Raw genomic sequence first — 22,997 nt, forward strand, 5'->3', positions numbered from 1 at the left:
GTTTAATACAGTAGCATCATCAACACAAAAAATATCGCTTAAAACGCGCCCGCCTCGTTTTTAAGAAAAGGCATAGAACAAAGGCCCGATACCAATCACGCCGCTTGCGATCTTCCTCACAAACGCTCGGTCTCGCCACTCTTCGGCTGCCATTTCATCAAGCGTTTTTCTATCATGCCCACCACGGTATCGAGCACCAGCGCAAACGCGGTGAGCACCAGGATACCGGCAAACACCGTGTTGATGTCGAAGCTGCCCTCGGCCTGAAGGATCAGGTAACCGACGCCGCGCGCCGAACCCAGGTATTCGCCGACGATGACGCCGACAAACGCCAGGCCAACCGAAGTATGCAGGCTGGAAAACACCCAGGAAGTGGCCGACGGCAGGTACACCGTGCGCAATAGCTGGCGCTGGTTGGCGCCCAGCATGCGGGCATTGGCCAGCACCACCGGGCTGACTTCCTTGACGCCCTGGTAGACGTTGAAGAATACGATGAAGAACACCAGCGTCACCGCCAGCGCCACCTTGGACCAGATGCCGAGCCCGAACCACATTGCAAAAATCGGCGCCAGGATCACGCGCGGCATGGCGTTGGACGCCTTGATGTAGGGATCGAGAATGGCCGAAGTCAGCGGCGACAGGGCCAGCCACAAACCGACGCCGAGTCCGAGCACCGTGCCTATGCCGAACGCCAGCATGGTTTCGGTCAGGGTCACCAGCAGGTGCGAATAAATCTCCGCCGGAAAAGTCAGGGTGAACCAGGTGTGGTCGCCGAAACCGACTTCCACCGAACCGCTGCCGACGGTAAACCACTGCCAGATGCGCTGCAGCACCTTGATCGGTTCGCCGAAAAAAAACGCGGTCTGCGGATTGCGCGTGGCCAGGTGCCAGATAAGAAAAAACACCAGCAGCACCAATACTTGATAGGCGCGCAGGTTCTTGTAATTCGGCTTGATGGCTTTCCACATGATCTTGTTTTATCCCTGTTTCCCGGCGCCGCCCTCAGGCGGCTTTTTTCTGTTGCTGGTAACCCTTCAGCACTTCGTCGCGCAGCACGCTCCAGATCTGCTGGTGCAGCTCCACAAACCGCGGCTCGCTGCGGATTTCGGCGACGTCGCGCGGCCGCGGCAGGTCGATCACGAATTCGCCGATCGGGTGGGTGCCGGGCCCGGCCGACAGCACGATCACCCGGTCCGACATGGCGATCGCCTCGTCCAGGTCATGGGTGATGAACAGCACCGCCTTGCGCTTGGCGCTCCATAGTTCCAGCACTTCGTTTTCCATCAGCTGCCGGGTCTGGATATCGAGCGCCGAGAACGGCTCGTCCATCAGGATGATGTCGGGATCGAGGATCAGGGTCTGGGCCAGCGCCACGCGCTTGCGCATGCCGCCCGAGAGCTGGTGCGGATAGCGGTCGCCGAAGCCTTGCAGGCCGACCCGCGCCAGCCACTCTTCCCCGAGCTGGCGCGCCTTGCTTTCATCGGTCTCACGGTACTGCAGGCCGGCGATGACGTTCTGCAGCGCGCTGCGCCACGGCATCAGGGCTTCCGCCTGGAACATGTAGCCGGCGCGGCGGTTGATGCCGAGCAGCGGTTCGCCGAACACCTTGACGCTGCCGGTCGACGGCTGCAGCAGGCCGGCGCCGACGTTGAGCAGGGTCGATTTGCCGCAGCCGGTCGGGCCGACCACGGAAACGAATTCGCCTGGCGCAATCGACAGGCTGGTATCGGCCACCGCGGTATAACGCTGGGAACGGTCATCCTTGGAGATGAAGGTGCAGCTGATATTGTCGAGAAAAAGGGCTGGAGTCATGAGAGTCGGGATGAGCTTGTAGCGAGAAGCCGGTGGGCAGGTTTTTCGCCCACGCGGACACTCGATTCAAAAAAAGCGAGATTGCGCGTGGGCACAGCTGCCCACCCTACTTGTATTTGGCGTTGGCTTTCTTTACAAACTCGTTGGTATAAGTTTGCGACAGGTCGATATTCTTGCCAGCCAGGTCGGGATCGAATGCCTGCAAGGTGCGCAGCGCGACTTGCGGCCCGGCGTCAGGAATGGTGCCGTCCGGCGAAATCGCCTCGCGCACCTTCATGAAGGCTTCGATGTACAGGGCGCGGTCGCCCAGCTGGTAGCTTTCCGGCACTGTCTTGACGATGTCGGACGGGCCGGCTTTCTGCAGCCATTTCAGCGCGCGCACCATGGCGTTGGTCAAGGCTTGCGTGGTGTTCGGATATTTCTTGATGAAGTCGGCGGAGGCGTACAAGGTGGCCGCCGGCATCGGGCCGCCGAATACCGCGTTGGTATCTTTCAGGGTGCGCGTATCGGCGATGATCCTGATCTCGTTATTCTGCTGCATCATGGTGATCAGCGGATCGAGGTTGGCGATCACGTCGATCGAGCCGGAACGCAACGCCGACAAGGCGCCGGCCGAAGCGCCGACGCCGATGTAGGAAACGTCGGTCGGCTTCAGGCCGCCCTTGGCCAGCACGAAATTGGACATCATGCTGGTCGAGGAACCAGGCGCGGTGACGCCGATCTTCTTGCCTTTCAGGTCGGCGATCGACTTGTAGTTAGGCATGGTCTTGTTGGACACGCCCATGACGATCTGCGGCGCCCTGCCCTGCAGCACGAAAGCGACGATGTGCTGGTTCTTGGCCTGCATGCTGATGGTGTGCTCGAACGCGCCCGAGACCACGTCGGCGCTGCCGCCGACCAGCGCCTGCAGCGCCTTGGCGCCGCCGGCGAAATCGGAAATCGTGACGTCCAGGCCTTCATCCTTGAAGTAACCGAGCTGCTCGGCGATTGTCAGCGGCAGGTAATAAAACAGGTTCTTGCCGCCCACGGCGATCGCCACCTTGGTTTTCTCGGGGGTCTGCGCGAACAACTTGCCATTGAAGGTAAAGTACCCCGCCAAGAACAGGCAAAGGGCGATGCCGAACTGCTTCCAGCTGAATTTCATATTGTCTCCTCGTATATCCAGGGTTATTTCACTGCTGTTTGTGTTTGCAATGGTTGTTTTCTTTGCCGTCTTGGCGCGGCTGTCTCGAAACTGGTTACTAGTCTTCTATGATAATACTGCCCGAGCCGGTTTCATTCGGACTACTGCTATGTTTTTTTGGCATGGCGCTCCGCTCAGTCAGGTTGCCCGCCGGTCCAGCATCGCGCGCGCGATGGTGCCGGCGTCGACATACTCCAGCTCGCCGCCCACCGGCACGCCGCGCGCCAGACGGCTCACCTGCAGGCCGCGGGCTTTCATGGTTTCGCTGATGTAATGGGCGGTGGCTTCGCCTTCGTTGGTGAAATTGGTGGCCAGCACCACTTCCTTGACGACGCCGTCGGTGGCGCGGCCGATCAGCTTCTCCAGCTGGATGTCCTTGGGACCGATCCCATCCAGCGGCGACAAGCGTCCCATCAGCACAAAATACAAACCCTTGAAAGTCAGGGTCTGTTCGATCATCAGCTGGTCGGTCGGCGTCTCCACCACGCATAGCAAACTCGGATCGCGCTCCGGATCGAGGCAGGTTTCGCATACCTCGTTCTCGGTGAAGGTATTGCACATCGCGCAGTGGCGGATCTGGTCGACAGCCTGCGTCAGCGCCCGCCCCAGCAAGGCGGCGCCGTCGCGGTCGTGCTGCAGCAAGTGGTAAGCCATGCGCTGAGCCGACTTGGGACCGACGCCGGGCAGATGACGCAAGGCTTCGGTGAGCAAGGTAAGACTGGAAGGAATTTTCACGGCTAGCCCTGCGTCAGGTTACGCGCGTCGCGCAACGCATATAAATACGGTTGATCAGAATGGCAGCTTGAAGCCGGCAGGCATGCCAGCGGTCAGGCCCGACATCTTTTCAGCCGACAGCGCTTCAGCCTTGCGCACTGCATCGTTGAAAGCAGCAGCCACCAGGTCTTCCAGCATGTCCTTGTCGTCAGCCAGCAGCGAAGCGTCGATCGCCACGCGCTTGACCGCGTTCTTGCAAGTCATCACGACTTTCACCAGGCCCGCGCCCGACTCGCCTTCGACTTCGATCAAAGCCAGTTGGTCTTGCATCTTCTTCATGTTGTCCTGCATTGCCTGGGCTTGTTTCATCAGCCCTGCCAGTTGGCCCTTCATCATGGTGCTTCTCCTATAAAAACAGATAATTTAACTGGTATTGCATCAAACGGCGCAAACGGCGGCCAAGCTCACGCCGGCCCGTATTGTTTCCTGCTGCTTCAGCCCAAGGGCTTGATCGATCCCGGCACGATCGAGGCGCCGAATTCACGCATCATGCTCTGGATGAAGGGATCGCTGTGCGCGGTCAGTTCCGCCAGGCGCTGGCGCTCTGCCTGCGCCGCCAGCATCTGCGCGTTGGCGGTATGGCGCACCGTACCGAGTTCGGTTTCCACCTTGACCGGGCGGCCGAAATGCTCGCTCAGCGCAACCTCCAACTTATCGACACTGCCGGCCGAGCGCAAGGTGTCGAACGGAATCCGCAGATGGAACTGGGCTGCCGGGCCGCTGCTGTCGGACTTGACCAGCTCGCTCTGCTGCGCCAGCTGATGCGCCACACCGCGCACCGCCAGGGTGGAAGCCAGCAAGGGCCAGTTGCCGTCCCAGTTCAGGTTTGGATCGGGCTGCAGCACCAGCGGCGGTAGCGGCTCCGGCGCAGCTGCCGGCTGCTGCACCACCGGTTCAGCGCGCACAGGCTGGCGGCCATTACTCACTGCGCCGTTGGCGGCAACTGAGCGCGACGGAGGGGCTGGCGGTGAATATGACTCAGTTTTTTTTTCAGCCGCCGAACTGGAAAATTCGGTGTCCGGCAAATCCATGGGCAGCGGGATCTCTTCTTCCCAAGGCGGCACAGAGGAATTCTGCGGTACTTGCTGCACATACGCCGGCGCCGCCGGTTTGGCGTCCGCCACCGCCGCGGCTGGCTGGCTGACCGGCGCTGCCGGCGCCTGGCTTGGCTGCGGCCGCGCCGGTGCGCCGCCCTTGCGGGAAGACGCTGCGCGCGCAGCTTCCAGCGCAGCCCGGGCCGGGCTCATGCCGCCGTTGCCGGCGGGGGGCGCAAGAGGTACAACTGGCGCGCTGGTGCTGAGCGTCGGCGGTGCGCTGCTCAGGCGGGCGGCGGTTGGCGCCGCCTGGGCTGGCGGTCTCGATGCAGCAGGCGCGGCTGCGGCTGGCGCAGTGCTTGCCTGCGGCCGCGGACGGCTGACCGGCGGCGGCGCCGCAATGCTGCCGTCAGCTTGCGGACGGAACGCCAGCATGCGCAGCAGGGTCATCGAAAAACCGGCATATTCGTCCGGCGCCAGGCCGAGTTCATTGCGGCCGTGTACGGCGATCTGGTAAAACAGTTGTATTTCTTCGGCGTCGAACAAGCCCGACAGCCGGATCACTTCTTCGCGTTCCGGCAGATCGTCGGCCAGGGCTGCCGGCACGCTTTGCGCCAGCGCTATCCGATGCAGCAACGTGCCCAGGTCTTGCAGCGCCGCGCTGTACGACAAGCTGCGGCTGGCCATGTCGTCGGCCACCGCCAGCAAGCCGGGGCCGTCTTTCGCCGCCAGCGCATCCAGCACGCGGATCAGGTAAGACTGGTCAAGCGCGCCGAGCATGCCCTGCACCGCTTCCAGCGTCACCTTGCCGGCGGCATAGGCGATCGCCTGGTCGGTCAGCGACAGCGCATCGCGCATCGAACCGTGGGCGCCTTGCGCCAGCAAACGCAGGGCCGGGGTTTCGAATTCGATCTGCTCCTGGCCCAGGATATTGTCCAGGTGGCTGATGATATGGCCGGGCGGCATCTGCTTCAGGTTGAACTGCAGGCAGCGCGACAGCACCGTCACCGGGATTTTTTGCGGGTCGGTGGTGGCCAGGATGAACTTGACATGTTCAGGCGGCTCTTCCAGCGTCTTCAGCATCGAGTTGAAAGCGTGGTTGGTGAGCATGTGCACTTCGTCGATCATATAGACCTTGAAGCGCGCATTGGACGGCGCATACACAGCCTGCTCCAGCAACTGCGCCATTTCGTCGACGCCGCGGTTCGAGGCCGCGTCCATCTCGATATAGTCGACAAAGCGCCCGGCGTCGATCGCCACGCACGCTTCGCACACGCCGCACGGCGTCGCCGTGATGCCGCCGGTGCCGTCGGCGCCGATGCAATTGAGCGATTTCGCCAGGATCCGCGACAAGGTGGTCTTGCCGACGCCGCGCGTGCCGGTAAATAAATAGGCGTGGTGCAGGCGCTGTTGCTCCAAGGCGTGCGTCAAAGCCCTTACGACGTGTTCCTGGCCGACCAGCGTATCGAAGCTTCTGGGGCGATATTTACGGGCGAGAACTTGGTAGGACATAGGCAGCGGATAGGGGCAGCAAGTTGTGAAAGCAAATTGTGAAATACAGACAGCATTTTACCTGACAGACGAAGCCAGCACAGTTTTTAAACTTGCCGGCCTTTCATTGGGGAACTGCCGACTGAAGCGGCGCTCTAGATAATTGCCTGACAACACCTTCCAGAGATCCGAGGCAAGGGGTAAAGTCGGGTGTAAAGTCAAGCAATACGGCCCCATAAAATCAGGAGATCACTCATGCAAGGGCAGACCCACGAAGTCACCAACCAGGTGCCTGAACTGTATGGCAACAACCTGTACCTGGACGACACCATCCTGCAGGCAGGCGTGCAGCGCCTGCACGGACAATGGCGCGCCGAGCAGCTGGCGCGCTACGGCGCCGAACTCGGCAGCAAGGAAAGCTGGCAGCTGGCCGAACTGGCCAACCGCCACCAGCCCGAACTGAACACTTTCGACCGCCTCGGCAACCGCATCGACGCCGTCGAATTCCATCCGGCCTGGCATGCGCTGCTAGGCATGCTGCGCCGCCAAGGCCTGCACGCCCTACCCTGGATCAAGCCGCAAAGCGGCAGCCACGTGGCGCGCGCCGCCGGGTATTTCCTGCACGCCCAGCTGGAAGCCGGATCGCTCTGTCCCACCACCATGACTTTCGCCTCGATCCCGGTGCTGCAGCAGGAACCGGCCTTGTTTGCCGCCTTGCAGGCAAAATTGTTGTCATGTGAGCATGACAGCCGCGACCTGGCGCTGGAGCACAAGAACTCGATCCTGCTCGGCATGGGCATGACGGAAAAACAAGGCGGCTCAGACGTCCGCAGCAATACCACCACGGCCGTCCCGCTGGAGGGCGGCGGCGGACGCGGCGCGGGTTACCTGCTGACCGGCCACAAATGGTTTTTTTCGGCGCCGATGTGCGACGCCCACATGGTGCTGGCGCGTACCGAGATGGGCCTGAGCTGCTTTTTCGTGCCGCGCTGGCGGCCCGACGGCAGCAAGAACCAGGTGCAGATACAGCGCTTGAAAGACAAGCTGGGCAACCGCTCCAATTCCAGCAGCGAAGTGGAATTCCGGGAAGCCTTCGGCATCATGGTCGGCGACGAAGGCCGCGGCATCCCGACCATCATCGAAATGGCCAACCACACCCGCCTCGATTGCGTCATCGGTTCCGCCGGCCTGATACGCCAGGCGCTGGTGCAGGCGCTGCATCATGCGCGCCACCGCAGCGCTTTCGGCCGCCATCTGGCAGAACAGCCGCTGATGCAAAACGTCTTGTCCGACCTCGCCTTGGAAAGCGAAGCGGCGACGCTGCTGATGCTGCAGCTGGCCAGCGCTTTCGAACATCCGGACGATCCGCTGCAGCGCGCCTGGCGCCGTATAGTCACGCCCGCCGCCAAGTTCTGGGTCTGCAAGCGGGCGCTGGAATTCAGCGGCGAATGCATGGAAATCTGGGGCGGCAACGGTTACGTCGAAACCGGCCCGATGGCGCGCTTTTACCGCGAAGCGCCGGTCAATTCGATCTGGGAAGGTTCGGGCAACGTCATGTGCCTGGACGTGCTGCGCGCCATTGAACGCGAGCCGGCCGGTTTCGGCTTGCTGCTGGCGCAGCTGGCCGAAACGGCGCGCGACCATCCTGGCCTGCGCGCGATGCTGGACGATCTGCAGAAAGACCTGGCGACGCCGGCTGAACAGCGCGAGATGCTGGGGCGCCGCTTCGTACAGCGCCTGGTGCTGACGGTCCAGGGCGCCTTGATGCTGCAGCACGCGCCTTCAGTCATTGCCGACGCTTTCATCGCCAGCCGCAGCGAAGCGATGGGCGGACGGGTCTATGGAACCTTGGCGGCGGCGCATCTGCAGCAGCAGATTTTGCAGCGGACCTGGCTGCAGTAGACAATGGTCCAGGGACTTGCTGCTCCCCAAAAAAAACCGGCGATACTCTTAGCGAGCATCGCCGGTTTTTTTACGCGAATCTTTATATAGACTCAATGACCGCTGAACAACTTCAGGATATTCTGCTTCTCGTCTTCCTGCGGATTGGTTTGCGGCACAGGTGCTGGAACAGGCAGCCCATCCGGACCGATTTCCACCGGCGCTCCGCTGGCGCTGGCGCCCAGTCCAAGCGAAGCGATGAAGCCGTTGCCCGGCGTGAAATTGTCGAAGTAAAACTCGTTGTTGATGGTAGTGACGCCAGCCGGCATAGGCATCTGGTATTCCGGCACGCCACGCAAGGCGCGTCCCATGTACTCGGTCCAGATCGGCAGCGCCAGCTGGGCGCCGAATTCGCGGCTGCCCAGGCTCTTCGGCTGGTCGTAGCCCATCCAGGCCACCGCCACCAGGCTGTTCTGGTAACCGGCGAACCAGCCGTCGAAAGCATCGTTGGTGGTGCCGGTCTTGCCGGCCAGGTCGGTGCGGCGCAGTATATTTGTGCCGGCGCCGGTGCCGCGCTGCGCTACCGATTGCAGCAGGCTGGTCATGATGTAGCTGTTGCGCGCATCCAGCACCCGCGTTGCGTTCTGGCCGGCGACCTGCGGCTCGACCTTGGACAGCACGGCGCCGCGGGAATCGGTCACTTGCGAAATCAGGTAGGGATTGACGCGGTAGCCGCCGTTCGCCAGCACCGCATAGGCGCCGACCAGCTGCAGCGGCGTCACCTGTCCTGCACCTAAAGCCAAAGGCAGGTAAGGCGGCGTCTTGTCGAGATCGAAGCCGAAATGGCTGGTGACGAATTCCTGGGCGTACTTGACGCCGATCGCATCCAGCAGGCGGATCGACACCAGGTTCTTCGAACGCTGCAAGCCGGTGCGCAACGGCATCGGGCCGTCAGGCTGGTCGTCGTCCTTCGGTTCCCACGGTCCCTGGCCAGGCGCGCCGGGGAACGACACCGGGGCGTCGTTGATGATGGAAGCCGGGCCAAAACCCTTTTCCAGCGCGGCCGAATAGATGAACGGCTTGAAGGTCGAACCGGGCTGGCGCCAGGCCTGGGTGACGTGGTTGAATTTATTCTGGTTGAAATCGAAACCGCCGACCAGGGAACGGATGGCGCCGGTCTGCGGCGTCAGCGACACCATGGTAGCTTCGACCTGCGGCAGCTGGGTGATCTGCCAGCCTTTGGCGGTATTGATGACGCGGATCACGGAACCCTTCTGGATCTTCAGGTTCTTGCCGGCTTTCGCACTCAGGGCCGAAGCGGCAAGGCGCAAGCCTTCGCCGCTGATGGTGACCGCGGTATCGTTGCGCAGCATTGCCTGCACCTGCTTGGGATCTGCACTCAACACGACGGCCGGCACGATGTCGTCATTGTCGGGCTTGTCTTGCAGGGCATCTTCGATGGCCTGGTCGCGCTCGTCGCCGCCGGCCGGCAACTCGATGGTCGCCTCCGGTCCGCGGTAGCCGTGGCGGCGGTCGTAATCCATCACGCCTTTGCGTACCGCGTCATATGCTGCCTGCTGGTCGGCGGCATTGAGGGTGGTCGTCACGCTCAAGCCGCGCGTATAAGTATCTTCCTTGAATTGCGCGTACAGCATCTGGCGCACCATTTCGATGGCGTATTCGGCATGCACGCTGTAGTTATTGCCCTTGGTCTTGACCTGGATGTCTTCCGCGATGGCCTGGTCGTACTGTTCCTGGGTGATGAATTCGAGGTCGCGCATGCGTTTCAGGATGTATTCCTGGCGCACCCGGGCACGCTTCGGATTGACCACCGGGTTGTAGGCCGAAGGCGCTTTCGGCAAGCCGGCCAGCATCGCCGCCTGCGCCAGCGTGATGTCCTTCAGGTCCTTGCCGAAATAAGTACGTGCGGCAGCGGCGAAACCAAACGAGCGCTGCCCCAGGTAGATCTGGTTCATGTAGACCTCCAGGATCTGGTCCTTGCTCAGGGCGGTCTCGATCTTGTAGGCCAGCAGGATTTCATAGATCTTGCGGGAATAGGTTTTTTCGCTGGACAGGAAAACGTTGCGCGCCACCTGCATGGTGATGGTGCTGGCGCCTTGCGAAGCACCGCCGTGCATGATGTCGGCCAGGCCGGCGCGCAGAATGCCGATGACGTCGATGCCGCCATGCTGGTAGAAACGCGCATCTTCAATCGCCAGCACCGCATTCTTCATGTCGGCCGGGATGTCGTCCAGCTTGACCAGGCTGCGCCGCTCCTCGCCGAACTCGCCGATCAGGACGTGGTCGGCAGTGTAGATGCGCAGCGGCACCTTGGGCCGGTAGTCGGTGATAGCGTCCAGCGCCGGCAGCTGCGGCGTCATCACCACCAGCGCATATGTCACCAGCAAACCGGCTATCACCACGCCGGCCAGGACCAGCCCGCCAATGGTGAGCAGCAGTGCATGTGCCACGCTGCCCTTGCCGTTCTTACGGGCCTGGCCAGAGCGGGACTTGTTTCCGGGCTTGTGTGCGTCTTGCTGGGTTTTCTTTGTTGATGACATAGCAATATTCGAGGGAAATAGCCCTGTATCCTACAACATGCCGGGGATCGGACCTCGAATGGCTACGAATTGTTACGAATCGACGGGCCCGGAGCCCGCTGTGCTAGCAAGGCTTGGATCATCTGACGCGTGGCGGCTGCCGCCAGTTCCGGCGTTTCCATCGGAAACAGGTGGCCGCCGGGAATTTGCCTGAAATATCTGCCGACCAGGCGCTTGGTGGCATCCAGCCCGGCCTGCCGGCATTCGACCGAATCGACGCCGCCGACAAAACCGATAGGCACCGGAAAACCGCCTTTCAACACATTGCCCATGTCGTGCGGCAGGGTCCGGTAGACGGCGGTTTCGATATCGCGCCGGAAACGCAGGACCACATTGCCCTGCTCTTCTTCCAGCCCGTAGGTAATATAGTCGCGCAAGACTTCCGGCGCCCAGTTGGCGAATACCTGCTTGCCGGCGAAATGCTGGTAGGCCGCCTCGGCGCTGGGCCACAGGTTGCGCCGCTTCACCGAAAACCGCGCTTGCGAGACCCGCTTGTCCAATCCCAGCGCCTTGGCGCCGCGCAGCAGGCTGGCGCGCCAGCCGACCACCACCGGCGTGTCCAGCATCACCACGCAGCTGACCAGATCCGGGCGCCGCTGCGCCGCCAGCAACGCCAGGCCGCCGCCCATCGAGTGGCCGACCAGGATCACCGGCTCGGCATAACGCGCCGCCAGCTCGTCGATCAGTTCCTGCACCAGCGCCGGCCAGCCGTCGGTGACCGGGTATTTGGGATTATGGGCGTGGATATCGAGCGAACGCACGTCGTAGTCGTGGCCGAGGAAGTCAAGGAACTGGCGATAAGTCCCCGCCGGAAAACTGTTGCCGTGGATGAAGTGCAAAATCGGATGCATAGCGTGTTTCATGAATAAAACAGAAAACCTGTCTTGATGGGGTCTCATTTAAAACCGAAAGTGGCGATCTTCCAAAGGGAATATTAGAACTGGCACTCAGAACGGCGTAGCTTTTCCGCCGGCACTAGCCGGCTCAACGGCCGTACCAGTAGCGCCGATGCTGGTTCCTGTACGTATCGACGCTGACGGTATCGCCGAATTTCAGCAAAATTGCACCGTCTGTATCGCTGCGCAGATTTGTGCTTCCCAATGCCTGGTAACGCTCCAGGATTTGCTGTTTCGGATGACGGAAACGGTTGCGGTAGCCAACCTGGAACAGGACGATTTGCGGATCGACGGCGGCCAGGAACGAGGCTGTCGACGACGTGCCGCTGCCATGATGCGGCGCCAGCAGCACCGTCGATTTCAGTTGCCCGGCATGGCTGGCGAGCAGCTGTTTTTCCTGCGCCGCCTCGATATCGCCCGGCAGCAACACTGTATGCTGGCCGTGGCTGATCTTGAGGGTGCAGCTGACCGTATTTGCCTTGGGTTTCGCAATGGCCGCCGGCGTCGCCAATGCCGGATACTGCTCAAGATCCGGATACAGCATGTCGAATTTCACGCTACCCCACTGCCATGCCTGGCCGTCATGGCAGCGCTCATGAACGGCCGCGGCCCTGGCGATAGCGTGGTCCGGCGCCAGCGAGGAATATACCTTGGCCACCTCGATGCTGTCCATGATCGACAGGGCTCCGCCGGAATGATCATTGTCGGCATGCGACACGATCAGCGCATCCAGCGCAGCGATGCCGCGCGCCCTCAGGTAAGGAACGATGATGCGGCTGCCTGCATCCGATGCCGGCGAATAATAGGGTCCGCTGTCGTACAGCAAACGGTGCTCGGCGGTCTCCACCAGTACCGCCATGCCCTGGCCGACATCAAGCGCCGTGACCCACATTTCGCCGGGAGCGGGACGATAGCCGTGATCCAGCAGCAACGGCAGCCAGCCGGTCAGCGCCAGCCAGCGCAGCGGCCATCCGCGCGGCGCCAGCAGCCACAGGGTGGCCAGCAGCGCCAGCGCAAAAGTCCACGCTTGCGGCAACGGCGCCTGCCATACCGCAAACGGCAGCAGGCTCAGCCAGTTCAGGAAAAGCGCCAGCTGTTCCACCAGGACATGGGCGCCGCGCCACAGCCAGGTCGACAGCGGCGCCGGCAGCACGCCGGCGATCAAGGTCAACGGCGTCACCGCCAGGCCGATCAGCGGAATCGCCAGCGCGTTGGCGAGCGGACCGATCAGCGAGACGCGGCCGAACAGCAAGGCTGTCAGCGGCAGCAAGCCGATGGTCACCGCATATTGAGTAGCGCCGGCAGCCTTCAAGCCTTGCCGCCAGCGCGCCGGCAGCGACCGGCTCTCGACTGGAATGGCCAGGCTGCGGCCGGCGCTGGTGTACAGGATCACGCCGACCGCGCAGAAAGACAACCAGAATCCCGGCCACAGCAACGCCCAGGGATCGGCCAGCAAGACCGCCGCCAGCGCCGCGCACAACACGTGCGTGACGCTGGCGATGCGCCCGCTCCACAAAGCCAACGCCACCACCAGCAGCATGTACAAGGTACGCTGCGCGGGGATGCCGAACCCGGCCAGCGCGACATAGCACAAGGCCGCCAGCGCGCCGCCCAGCGCCGCCGCTTTTTGCGCCGGCAGCAGCAGCGGCAAGGCCGCCCCGGTGAAAAAGGAACGGCGCCACAGCGCCGCCGTGACGACGGCGAACATGCCGGCAATCATCGTGATGTGCAGGCCGGAAATGGCGACCAGGTGGCTGATGCCGGTGCGGTTGAACACTTCCCAGTCGGATTGCTCTATGGCGCGCTGGTCGCCCACAGCGAGCGCCACCAGCACGCCGGCATAACGATGTTCGGGCAAGGCTTGCAAGATCCGATCACGCAGGCGGCTGCGCAGCACTTCAACCAGGTTGCCGGGACTGAACACAAATGCCTGCAGCTGCCGGTTATGCTGGTCGGGACGGACGTAGCCGGTGGCGCGCAGATTGCGTTCCAGCAGCCATGCTTCATAGTCGAAACCGTGGGGATTGGCGTTGCCATGCGGACGCTTCAGTCGCACCGTCAGCTGCCAGCGCGCGCCGGCCTGCACCCGGGGTTGTTCGCCGTTTTGCGCCTGGTACCAGCCCAGCGCCAGGCGTCGGGGAACGGGCGGCTGTTGGCCATCCTGATCCAGCGCTTTTTCCACGGCAAAAGTAAAACGGACGCCGCTCTCCGAATATGAGGGCAAGCTGTCGACCGTGCCGATCACGCTGATATCGCGCCCCTCCCACGCCGGCGGCAATTCATGCCTTAAATGATATTGTGCGAACAATCCGGCCCAGGCAAAACCGAACAAGGCGCCGGCCAGCAGGCAGGCAGCCGATCTGAAATAAGGGTCAGGGATTTTGTGGGCAACCGCCAGCAGCACTAGTCCCAAGGCCAATAAGCCACACAGCAGCCAGACTGCGGGCAATACTGCCTGAGTTTGCAAAAAGGCAACGCCAAGGACAAAACCGATAACGGCGCTGCGCATGCCCTCAGCGTGTTGCTTAAGCCAGCGCCGCCAAACGCGGCAAAGCCGCGCGGGCGTTGTCGGCTGTCGCCCGCGCCAGTTCGGGTACCGCCATCCCGCGCAGCTCGGCCAGCACGGTGCCGATGCGGGGAACCTGCTGAGGCTGGTTGGTTTCCGGATGCAGCCAGGCCGGCGACATGTCGGGCGCGTCGGTCTCCAGCACCAGCGCCGCCAGCGGCAGCTGGACCGCCAGCCGGCGGATCTGCAAAGCGCGGCTAAACGTCATGGCGCCGCCGAAACCGAGCCGGAAACCAAGCCCGATGAAAGCTTCGGCCTGCTGGAAACTGCCGTTGAAAGCATGGGCGATACCGCCCTGCACCTTGATCCGGCGCAAATGCTTGAGCAGGATGTCTTGCGAGCGGCGCACATGGAGCAGCACCGGCAGGTCGAATTCGCGCGCCAGCTTCAACTGTTCGACGTAGAAATGCTCCTGCTTTTCGCGGTTGGGCCCGCTATCCATGCCGGGAACAAAAAAATCGAGGCCGATTTCGCCTATCGCCACAAAACGCGGATCGGCCATTGCCGCGCCGATCGTCGTGCGCAGCGCCAGCAAATCGGCCTCTTCGGCCTGCGGCACGTAGAGCGGATGAATGCCGAGCGCATAAGTGCAATTCGGCAGTTGCTCGGCCAGCGTTGCGACCGTGGCGAAATTGGCGCGTTCGACCGCAGGGATCACGATCCAGTCGACACCCTGCTGCGCCGCCGCTGCCGCGGCTTGCGCCTGTTCGCCGCCGAATTCAGCGGCGTCAAGATGGCAGTGGGTGTCTATCCACATCGGCGGGTCTTTTCAAAAGGGATTGATAGATTGCCATCCTAGCATGGGCAAACATTGCCTTGTATAAGCTTGCGGATAAACAATCCCATCGTTCCGGCTCAGAGCCTGATAACATGATGCCAAAAAGTATTTGTTAGAAAGCAATGTAGATGTCCATACCGTCCACCCCGTTCGACCAGCGTGAATTCCGCAATGCGCTGGGAACCTTCACCACCGGCGTCACCATCATTACCGCCTGCCAGGCCGACGGCAAGCTGGTCGGCGTTACCGCCAACAGCTTCAATTCGGTCTCGCTCGATCCGCCGCTGGTGTTGTGGAGCTTGTCCAAATCCTCGAACAGCCTGGCAGCCTTCGAAGCCGCCGAATACTGGGCGGTGCATATCCTGTCGCACGACCAGGACCAGCTGGCCACCCATTTCAGCAAACGCGCGCACGACAAATTCGCCGGCCTCGACCTGGAAACCGGCATGGGCGGCGCGCCGCTGCTGGACGGCTGCACCACCCGCATGCAATGCAAGACAGCTTACCGCTACGATGGCGGCGACCATATCATCATGGTCGGCGAAGTCATGCATTTCGAACATTCCGACATCGCGCCCCTGGTGTACCAGCGCGGCAATTACGCCGTCGCCACCCGCAAGGAACTGGCCGACGAAGCCGAAGCCCTGATCAAGGCCACCGCCGCCTCCGACAGCTTCGATGAAAACTCGATGAGCTACCTGCTCGGCAGCGCCTATTTCCATCTGTACGGGAAACTGCGCGAATTCGGCGCTCTGCAAGGCTTGAACGACGCCGAATTCTTCGTGCTCAACACGCTGGCCGCCCGCAACGGCCGCAGCCTGGCGGAACTGAACCGCCTGTTCGTGTATGCCGGCCATACGCCGCTGATCAATGTGCTGGACGACATGACCGCGCGCGGCCTGCTGCAAGTGGTGGTGGACCAGGGCGAGCGCACCGAGCGCGGACTGTTTTACCTGACCGCCATGGGCCAGGCCATGGCGCAGGAAATCGCCAATGCCGGCAAAAAAACCGAACTGGCCCTGCTGGGCAGCCTGGGCGCGGTCGATACCATCGCCTTGCGCACGCTGTTGCGGCGTTTCATCACGCTCACCGACGACGGCAAGCTGCCGGGCGAATAAGCCGCTGGCATGACAACGGCAATGCGTTACACTGGAATTTCACTGATGGATTGCCGACGGCACCGATGAACATCCGCTTCCTCGAAACCTTCGTCTGGCTGGCGAAGTTGAAAAACTTCCGGCTGACGGCGGAAAAACTGCACACCACCCAGGCCGCGGTATCGAGCCGCATCGCCACGCTGGAGCAGGATTTCGGCGTGCGCCTGTTCGACCGCGGCGCGCGCGAAGTGGCGCTGACCACCGACGGCAGCAAGGCGCTGGTGTATGCCGAACGCATCGTCAAGCTGATGCGCGAAATGAAAGAGGACATGTCGGCGCGCGACAACTATTCCGGCGTACTGCGGATAGGCGTGATCGAATCGATCGTGCACAGCTGGTTCCCGGACCTGATCGGCCGCATCCATAAGCTGTTTCCGCAGCTGGAAATCGAAATCGCCAGCGACACCACCATCCATCTGCGCGAACAGTTCAGCAAGGGCGACCTCGACCTGGTGCTGCAGGCGGAACCGGTGATCGCACCGAACATTCGCAATCTCAAGCTGTGCGAACTGCCGATGCGCTGGGTCGGCAGCAGCAAGCTGGAAATCGGCAGCGAAACCCTGAGCCTGTCGGACCTGGCGGCCTTCCCGCTGGTCAGCTTCGCCCGTAATTCCGGCCCGCACACCATCATCGAGCAACTGTTTTCCAACAGCGAGCGCGGTTCGCTGCATATCAACTGCATCACCTCGGTGGCGACCATGATACGGCTGGTCAGCGACGGTTTCGGCGTCGCCGTGGTGCCGCCGGCGATCATCCAGCGCGAGCTCAACGATGGCAGCCTGCAGCTGCTGCGCGTGGATGCCGATTTCCCGGCCCTGCTGCTGATGGCCTCATTTCGCAACGATCCGGAAAATGCCTTGACCGAGACTATCGCCAGCATCGCCCAGCAAACCGCTTCCGAATTCGCACTGAATTGGGGCCCGGAAATCGCCCGCTTGCCTGCTGAGCCGCTGGAACTGCCCTTTCCGCCGGCCTGACCGCAACCGGCACCATTTGCGCGCACAGCCCTTCCAGACGCCCCACTTTTGCTCATAAGATTTTTCAATCAATCGCGCTGACAATTTCTTGTTGGACAGCCGCCAGCCGGGTACGCATACTCGATTCATCCGGCGGCCAGTTCTGGCTGCCGGTGACGGACGCCATAGAAGCGCCGCGCCATCCTTCGCCAGCCATGGCGGAGCAAATCCATTTCCGGGTGACATCACATGAGCAATAACCTCAACATAGCGCCGGACGCGCTGGAAGCGACCTACAAGAAAATCGCCTGGCGGCTGATCCCCTTCCTGGTATTCCTGTTCGTGCTGGCCTGGATCGACCGGGTCAACGTCGGTTTCGCCAAGCTGCAAATGTTGCAAGACTTGCAGTTCAGCGAAGCGGTCTACGGTCTCGGCGCCGGCATCTTTTTTATCGGCTATTTCTTGTTCGAAGTCCCCAGCAACCTGCTGCTGGAAAAAATCGGCGCCCGCAAGACCCTGGCCCGCATCACTATCCTGTGGGGGTTGACCTCGATGGCGATGGTGTATGTCAAGACACCGGCCACTTTCTATCTGATCCGTTTTTTCCTGGGCGTGTTCGAAGCTGGCTTCTTCCCCGGCGTGGTGCTGTACCTGACTTACTGGTTCCCGGCCGCCAAGCGGGCCCGCGTCAACGGCTTGTTCATGACCTCGTTTGCGATCGCCGGCGTGGTGGGCGGGCCGATCGCCGGTTTCATCATGAGCCGCATGGATGGCGTCGGCCATTACGCCAACTGGCAATGGCTGTTCCTGCTGGAAGGCATCCCGTCGGTGCTGGCCGGCATCGCGGTGCTGCTGTACCTGCCGGAAAAACCGGCCAATGCAAAATGGCTGAGCCTGCCTGAACAGCAGGCTGTAGGCAAGGCGCTGGCGGCGGAAAACCACGACCACAAACATGCTTCCTTGCGCGACGCCTGCCGCAATTACCGGGTCTGGATCTGCGCCGCGGTGTATTTTTGCGTGGTCAGCGGCAACGCCACGATCGCCTTCTGGTCGCCGTCCATCATCAAGGAAATCGGCGTGGCCGGCAACCTGCAGATCGGCCTGATTTCGGCAGTGCCTTTCCTGGCGGGCACCATCGCCATGATCTGGAACGGCATCCACTCGGACCGCAGCGGCGAGCGGCGCCTGCATTGCGCCTTGGCGACGCTGGTAGCCAGCATCGGCCTGATACTGACCGGTTTCTTCATCGGCAATGCAGTGCTGGCGCTCTGTGCACTGACCCTGGCCGCGATCGGGATCCTGGCTGCATTCCCGGTGTTCTGGTCGATTCCTGCCGCATTCCTGACCGGCACCGCAGCCGCCGGCGGCATTGCACTGATCAATTCGATCGGCAACCTGGCCGGTTTCGCCGCGCCTTACCTGATCGGCTCCCTGAAAACCACGACCGGCAGCGTCGCTTCCGGTTTGTACTTCGTCGCCGCGCTGGAATTCTGCGCGACGATCCTGGTCTTGCTGTTCATCAAAAAAGGTCGCTAATCCCTAACTCTCCATTCACCGGCGCCGGCGGTTTCCGCCGGCTGCCTTCTTTAAAACCGGAACCATCATGCACATTTCCTTTCAGGTCGACAGCGAGCAAGGCTCGTCTCGGCTCGACGCCGACATCCATACCCTGATCGTGGCCGGCTGGGCCGGGCGCGACCATGCCGCCATCGAACACCATATCGAAGAACTGGCGGCGCTCGGCATCTCGCGCCCCAGCGCCGTGCCGCTGTATTACCGCATCGCCAGCAATCAGCTGACCCAGGCCGGACAGGTGCAGGTGGTCGGCCCCGATTCATCGGGCGAAGTGGAAACCTTTGTATTCGCCGCCGGCGGCGAGCTGTATGTCAGCATCGCTTCCGACCATACCGACCGCAAGCTGGAAGCGCACAGCGTGGCGCTGTCGAAACAGGCATGCGTCAAGCCGGTCGCGACCGGCGCCTGGCGCCTGGCCGAGGTCGCCGAGTATTGGGATGAACTGGTGATCCGTTCCTACATCGAGGAAAACGGCGAGACGGTGCTCTACCAGGAAGGTCCGCTGGCCTCGCTGCGCACGCCGCAGGACCTGATCGCGGGCTATACCAATGGCGCCGCCATGCTGCCGGCAGGCAGCGGCATGACCTGCGGCACCGTCGCCGCGATCGGCGGCATCCGTCCGGCGCAGTCATTTACAATGGAACTGTTCGATCCGCGCCGGCAACGCATTTTGCGTCATAGCTACCAGGTTGAGGTTCTGCCTGAAATAGCTTGAATATCGGATTCCACACCATTTCACGAGGCCGCATGACTACCACGCCACCTACCCTGCAATCCCTGGCCACGGCGCTAAGCCGGAATACCGTCAGCTCGGCCGCCCTCACCGAAGCCGCGCTGCAACGCGCGCTCGATCCGTCCGGCGAAGGCGGCCGGGTATTTACTGAGCTGTATGCCGCTCAGGCACGGGCGGCGGCGCAAGCTTCCGACCTGCTGCGCGCCAGTGGCCAGGCGCGTTCGCCGATAGATGGCTTGCCGATTTCAGTCAAAGACCTGTTCGACGTCGCCGGCAGCACCACTCTGGCCGGTTCGGTGGCGCTGCGCGACGCCGCGCCGGCCAGCGTCAGCTCGCTGGCGGTGCAGCGCCTGGTGGCGGCCGGCGCGGTCATCGTCGGCCGCACCAACATGACCGAATTCGCCTATTCGGGCCTCGGCATCAATCCGCACTACGGCACCCCGCGCAATCCCTGGGACAGAAGCACCGGCCGCATACCGGGCGGCTCCTCGTCCGGCGCCGCGGTTTCGGTCAGCGACGCCATGGCGGCCGCCGCCATCGGTTCCGACACTGGCGGCTCGGTGCGCATCCCGGCCGCGCTATGCGGACTGACCGGTTTCAAGCCGACTGCGCGCCGGGTCTCGTTGCAAGGTGTATTGCCGCTGTCGACGCAACTGGATTCGATTGGTCCAATCGCCAACAGCGTCGCCTGTTGCGCCACCCTCGATGCGATACTGGCCGGTGAACCGGTAGTGCCGCTGCAGCCGTATTCGCTGTGTGGCCTGCGCCTGGCGTTGCCGACCACGCTGGTGCTGGACGGCATGGACCACCATGTCGCAGCAGCATTTGCCGGTGCCCGCCAGCGGCTGCAGGCGGCAGGAGCGCTGATCGAGGAAATCGAGGTACCCGAATTTGCGGCGCTGGGGGCAATCAACGCCAAAGGCGGGTTTACCGGCGCCGAGGCCTATGCCTGGCATCGCGCGCTGATCGCAGAGCGCACCGCTGCTACGATCCGCGCGTGATTTCACGCATCTTGCGCGGCAAGGAAATCAGCGCAGCCGACCTGATTGACCTGTTCGCGGCGCGCAAGCAGTGGATCGCGGCGGTCGAACGCAGGATCGCGGGCTACGATGCGCTGCTGCTGCCGACCGTGCCTGTCGTCGCGCCGCTGATTACCGAACTGGAAGCCAGCGATGAAGCGTATTTCGCCGCCAACGGCCTGATCTTGCGCAATCCGTCGGTGATCAACTTTCTCGACGGCTGCGCGCTCTCCTTGCCTTGCCATGCCGCCGGCACTGCGCCGGTCGGACTGATGCTGGCCGGCGCCGGCGGCAATGACCGCAAGATCCTGGAAATCGGGCTGGCAGTGGAAGCTGCGCTGGCAGCTGCCTGATCCGGGCCGCAGACAAAAAACCGGACCAATCTGATTGATCCGGTTTTTTTATTTACATATGATTTCGCGTCAGTGATCGACCGCCAGCCTGGCCACCTGCAATACCTCCCCGCTGCTGGCATTCTGCACAAAAGCGACGATGCCAAAACGGTCGGCGCGAACGTCAATGCCTATGCTGTCGAGCGCGATTTTTTCATTGATCTGGACCATGCCATCCTTCAGCGCAAACGGGCCCAGCCAGCGCCGCACGACATAGTCGTGGTGCAGCGTCACGCCACCGTTCTCGCCGGCCGCCACCTTGGATACCAGCTGGTTTTCGTAGAGCGCGATGTAAGCGTCATGGCTATCTTTGGAAGGCTGGCGCAGCTTGACCTTGGCCGACAAATCGAAATTGCGCGGCGCCGTGCCAGACAGCTTGATGGCGATGTCGGCCGGCGACGGCTGCTCCGCGATTTTAGCGGCTGCGGCGTCAAACGCCTTGTTGGCGCTCCATTGCCTCAGCTCGCGGCCGCCGACGAAAATTTCCGGCGTGTACACCACGCGGCTGTTGGTGAATGCCGCCAGTTCCTGCTGCCGCACGGTGAAGCGATGGTCGCCGAACCTGTCCTTCCAGCCCAGGCTGTCCCAATAATCGACATGCAGGGCCAGCGGTACGATGCGCTCCGCTCCGGCCTGGCTTGTCCTGGCTTGCGCACCCAGCCTGGACAACCACTGGTCGGCCGGTGGGCAGCTGTTGCAGCCTTCGCTCGAATACAGCTCGACCAGCGCCACCCGATTGGCCGGACTTTGCGCGCTGTAGTCCTGCGCCTGGGCAGCCGATGCAAGCCCGACCCCAAGCATCGTCAACACAAGCTGTTTTGAAACATTGATAAGGATCCGCACCTGACTCTCCTGGCTGTTCATCTGTAGCTTGGTCGCGCTGCGCGTCAGTTCCTTACAGACCAGCTTCAATTCAAGCCTGGACCTTGCCAGCTCTCCTATGGCGCCCGATACAAATTGATCACGTCGCGCTCGACCCGCACCAGGTTTTGCCCCGCATCCACCACAAACTCGGCGCCGTTGAAAGACGGCCTGGTCAGCAACAGGATGGCGTCGGCGATTTCTGTAACCGGCGCGATATATCCGAGCGGCGTCGAGCGGGCCGAAGAATATTCGAAATCGGCCTGGCTCTGGTCGCCGCTGGTCGTCATCAGGCCGGGATACAGGGCATTGACGCGCAGCACCGGCGCCGCCGACATCGCCAGCATCGCGGTCAGGTTGCCCAGGGCCGCTTTGGCCACGGTGTAGCTGAAATCCTCGGGATGGAAATTGGCGTGCACCTTCTGGTCGACAACATTGATCACCACGCCCTGCTGGGCGCGCTGCCTGGCTTGCCGGTGAAACGCCTGGGTCAGCAGCAGCGGCGCGCGGCAGTTCACCTGCCATGAACGCTCCAAATCCGGCAAGGCAAAATCGGCCAGCGTATCCGGAAAAAAAATCGCGGCGCAGTTGACCAGCACATCGAGCCGGCCGAACCTGGCGTAGACCGCTTCTATCATTGCCGTCAGCTGCTCCGCCGCTTGCAGGTCGGCATGCAGGGCGACCGCGCTGCCGCCGCCGGCTTCGATGGCTCGCACCGTATCCAGCGCTTCTTGCTGCGAACTGCCGTAGTGCACCGCCACCGCATAACCGGCTTGCGCGAACCGCTCGGCGATCACGCGCCCGACGCGCTTGGCGGCGCCGGTGATCAGCACGGCGGGCGCTGCATGGTCCGGCTGGCGCTGCTGGTTGAGCTGCTGGTCGAGCTGCTGGTTGAGCTGCTTATTGGCGTGCTTGTTCAATTTTTGACGGCAGCGCCGGCGTGACGGTCCATGAATTGCGCCAGGCGCACGTCGAGATCGGTAACGCCGTTGGCGTCATGGGTCGTCAGCAATACGGCTACGCGGTTATAGACGTTGGACCACTCCGGATGGTGGTCCATTTTTTCCGCCAGCAAAGCCGCCTGGGTCATGAAGCCGAAAGCCGCGTTGAAGTCGGCGAACAGGAAAGTCTTTTGAATCGCATCGCGGCCATCGACTGCGGCCCAGCCGTTCAGGCCCTGGATTGCGGCTGCAGCGCCGATATGGGTGGAGCTTGGCATTGAAGTATCCGTTCGTGAAAACTTCAATTCTATAACCGGAAGCAGCCGAATGCTTAAAAGATGCGCGACC

General features: G+C 62.3%; 18 protein-coding genes and 1 pseudogene. 6 read left to right on the forward strand and 13 right to left on the reverse strand.

Translation table 11 applies throughout. The features are described 5' to 3' along the window. Positions 1 to 116: 116 nt before the first annotated feature. From CFU_RS14485 to CFU_RS14510, 6 genes are all read right to left on the reverse strand, one after another. The gene (locus tag CFU_RS14485; protein ID WP_014006787.1) at positions 117 to 968 is read right to left on the reverse strand and encodes an ABC transporter permease; all 852 of its coding nucleotides are present in this window, start codon (positions 966 to 968) and stop codon (positions 117 to 119) included. Positions 969 to 1,002: 34 nt separating this feature from the next. Beyond that, positions 1,003 to 1,812 carry an ABC transporter ATP-binding protein gene (locus tag CFU_RS14490; protein ID WP_014006788.1) on the reverse strand — a complete coding sequence of 270 codons (810 nt, stop codon included), beginning with the start codon at positions 1,810 to 1,812 and terminating at the stop codon, positions 1,003 to 1,005. Between the two features lie 106 nt (positions 1,813 to 1,918). Then, a complete protein-coding gene (locus CFU_RS14495) occupies positions 1,919 to 2,956 on the reverse strand; it encodes an ABC transporter substrate-binding protein (protein WP_014006789.1) in 1,038 nt (345 codons plus the stop codon). 177 nt (positions 2,957 to 3,133) lie between these two features. After that, positions 3,134 to 3,730 carry a recombination mediator RecR gene (gene recR / locus CFU_RS14500; protein ID WP_041742103.1) on the reverse strand — a complete coding sequence of 199 codons (597 nt, stop codon included), beginning with the start codon at positions 3,728 to 3,730 and terminating at the stop codon, positions 3,134 to 3,136. Between the two features lie 54 nt (positions 3,731 to 3,784). Next, positions 3,785 to 4,105, reverse strand: coding sequence for a YbaB/EbfC family nucleoid-associated protein (locus CFU_RS14505; protein WP_014006791.1), 321 nt, complete (start codon positions 4,103 to 4,105; stop codon positions 3,785 to 3,787). Positions 4,106 to 4,203: 98 nt separating this feature from the next. Further along, a complete protein-coding gene (locus tag CFU_RS14510) occupies positions 4,204 to 6,315 on the reverse strand; it encodes a DNA polymerase III subunit gamma/tau (protein WP_014006792.1) in 2,112 nt (703 codons plus the stop codon). Positions 6,316 to 6,549: 234 nt separating this feature from the next. Between CFU_RS14510 and CFU_RS14515 the strand changes: the two genes are divergently transcribed. After that, a complete protein-coding gene (locus CFU_RS14515) occupies positions 6,550 to 8,196 on the forward strand; it encodes an isovaleryl-CoA dehydrogenase (protein WP_014006793.1) in 1,647 nt (548 codons plus the stop codon). 92 nt (positions 8,197 to 8,288) lie between these two features. On the opposite strand, the gene CFU_RS14520 is transcribed toward CFU_RS14515, so the two are convergent. The 4 genes from CFU_RS14520 to CFU_RS14535 form a co-directional block, all read right to left on the reverse strand. After that, a complete protein-coding gene (locus tag CFU_RS14520) occupies positions 8,289 to 10,736 on the reverse strand; it encodes a penicillin-binding protein 1A (RefSeq protein WP_014006794.1) in 2,448 nt (815 codons plus the stop codon). Positions 10,737 to 10,798: 62 nt separating this feature from the next. Next, entirely contained in the window at positions 10,799 to 11,626 is an 828-nt protein-coding gene (locus CFU_RS14525; protein WP_148264849.1) for an alpha/beta fold hydrolase, read from the reverse strand. A 133-nt stretch (positions 11,627 to 11,759) separates the two neighbouring features. Next, a complete protein-coding gene (locus CFU_RS14530) occupies positions 11,760 to 14,180 on the reverse strand; it encodes a DNA internalization-related competence protein ComEC/Rec2 (RefSeq protein WP_014006796.1) in 2,421 nt (806 codons plus the stop codon). A 16-nt stretch (positions 14,181 to 14,196) separates the two neighbouring features. After that, positions 14,197 to 14,994 carry a TatD family hydrolase gene (locus CFU_RS14535; RefSeq protein ID WP_014006797.1) on the reverse strand — a complete coding sequence of 266 codons (798 nt, stop codon included), beginning with the start codon at positions 14,992 to 14,994 and terminating at the stop codon, positions 14,197 to 14,199. 149 nt (positions 14,995 to 15,143) lie between these two features. Here CFU_RS14535 and CFU_RS14540 point away from each other — a divergent pair, with 149 nt between their 5' ends. From CFU_RS14540 to CFU_RS14560, 5 genes and pseudogenes are all read left to right on the forward strand, one after another. Further along, a complete protein-coding gene (locus CFU_RS14540) occupies positions 15,144 to 16,133 on the forward strand; it encodes a flavin reductase (RefSeq protein WP_014006798.1) in 990 nt (329 codons plus the stop codon). A gap of 65 nt (positions 16,134 to 16,198) precedes the next feature. Beyond that, on the forward strand, positions 16,199 to 17,149 hold the full coding sequence (locus CFU_RS14545) for a LysR family transcriptional regulator (protein WP_041742105.1): 951 nt from the start codon (positions 16,199 to 16,201) through the stop codon (positions 17,147 to 17,149). 228 nt (positions 17,150 to 17,377) lie between these two features. After that, positions 17,378 to 18,664, forward strand: coding sequence for an MFS transporter (locus tag CFU_RS14550; RefSeq protein ID WP_014006801.1), 1,287 nt, complete (start codon positions 17,378 to 17,380; stop codon positions 18,662 to 18,664). Between the two features lie 67 nt (positions 18,665 to 18,731). Beyond that, entirely contained in the window at positions 18,732 to 19,418 is a 687-nt protein-coding gene (locus tag CFU_RS14555; RefSeq protein ID WP_014006802.1) for a DUF2848 domain-containing protein, read from the forward strand. A 32-nt stretch (positions 19,419 to 19,450) separates the two neighbouring features. Then, positions 19,451 to 20,808, forward strand: a pseudogene (locus CFU_RS14560) (amidase). 69 nt (positions 20,809 to 20,877) lie between these two features. Here the strand turns inward: CFU_RS14560 and CFU_RS14565 are convergent. The 3 genes from CFU_RS14565 to CFU_RS14575 form a co-directional block, all read right to left on the reverse strand. Further along, complete coding sequence (locus CFU_RS14565) at positions 20,878 to 21,759, reverse strand: DUF1223 domain-containing protein (protein WP_014006805.1); 882 nt, start codon at positions 21,757 to 21,759, stop codon at positions 20,878 to 20,880. 26 nt (positions 21,760 to 21,785) lie between these two features. Continuing rightward, positions 21,786 to 22,541 carry an SDR family oxidoreductase gene (locus CFU_RS14570; protein WP_050808752.1) on the reverse strand — a complete coding sequence of 252 codons (756 nt, stop codon included), beginning with the start codon at positions 22,539 to 22,541 and terminating at the stop codon, positions 21,786 to 21,788. Between the two features lie 83 nt (positions 22,542 to 22,624). Then, positions 22,625 to 22,927, reverse strand: coding sequence for a 4a-hydroxytetrahydrobiopterin dehydratase (locus CFU_RS14575; protein WP_041742106.1), 303 nt, complete (start codon positions 22,925 to 22,927; stop codon positions 22,625 to 22,627). Positions 22,928 to 22,997 lie beyond the last annotated feature (70 nt).

Source organism: Collimonas fungivorans Ter331 (assembly GCF_000221045.1).
Classification (GTDB): Bacteria; Pseudomonadota; Gammaproteobacteria; order Burkholderiales; family Burkholderiaceae_D; genus Collimonas; species Collimonas fungivorans_A.

Excerpts from the sequence above, each read along its gene's own strand:
- CFU_RS14485 (WP_014006787.1), bottom strand. The coding sequence starts at position 968 with ATGTGGAAAGCCATCAAGCCGAATTACAAGAACCTGCGCGCCTATCAA.
- CFU_RS14490 (WP_014006788.1), bottom strand. The coding sequence starts at position 1,812 with ATGACTCCAGCCCTTTTTCTCGACAATATCAGCTGCACCTTCATCTCC.
- CFU_RS14495 (WP_014006789.1), bottom strand. The coding sequence starts at position 2,956 with ATGAAATTCAGCTGGAAGCAGTTCGGCATCGCCCTTTGCCTGTTCTTG.
- CFU_RS14505 (WP_014006791.1), bottom strand. The coding sequence starts at position 4,105 with ATGATGAAGGGCCAACTGGCAGGGCTGATGAAACAAGCCCAGGCAATG.
- CFU_RS14510 (WP_014006792.1), bottom strand. The coding sequence starts at position 6,315 with ATGTCCTACCAAGTTCTCGCCCGTAAATATCGCCCCAGAAGCTTCGAT.
- CFU_RS14515 (WP_014006793.1), top strand. The coding sequence starts at position 6,550 with ATGCAAGGGCAGACCCACGAAGTCACCAACCAGGTGCCTGAACTGTAT.
- CFU_RS14520 (WP_014006794.1), bottom strand. The coding sequence starts at position 10,736 with ATGTCATCAACAAAGAAAACCCAGCAAGACGCACACAAGCCCGGAAAC.
- CFU_RS14525 (WP_148264849.1), bottom strand. The coding sequence starts at position 11,626 with ATGCATCCGATTTTGCACTTCATCCACGGCAACAGTTTTCCGGCGGGG.
- CFU_RS14530 (WP_014006796.1), bottom strand. The coding sequence starts at position 14,180 with ATGCGCAGCGCCGTTATCGGTTTTGTCCTTGGCGTTGCCTTTTTGCAA.
- CFU_RS14535 (WP_014006797.1), bottom strand. The coding sequence starts at position 14,994 with ATGTGGATAGACACCCACTGCCATCTTGACGCCGCTGAATTCGGCGGC.
- CFU_RS14540 (WP_014006798.1), top strand. The coding sequence starts at position 15,144 with ATGTCCATACCGTCCACCCCGTTCGACCAGCGTGAATTCCGCAATGCG.
- CFU_RS14545 (WP_041742105.1), top strand. The coding sequence starts at position 16,199 with ATGAACATCCGCTTCCTCGAAACCTTCGTCTGGCTGGCGAAGTTGAAA.
- CFU_RS14550 (WP_014006801.1), top strand. The coding sequence starts at position 17,378 with ATGAGCAATAACCTCAACATAGCGCCGGACGCGCTGGAAGCGACCTAC.
- CFU_RS14555 (WP_014006802.1), top strand. The coding sequence starts at position 18,732 with ATGCACATTTCCTTTCAGGTCGACAGCGAGCAAGGCTCGTCTCGGCTC.
- CFU_RS14575 (WP_041742106.1), bottom strand. The coding sequence starts at position 22,927 with ATGCCAAGCTCCACCCATATCGGCGCTGCAGCCGCAATCCAGGGCCTG.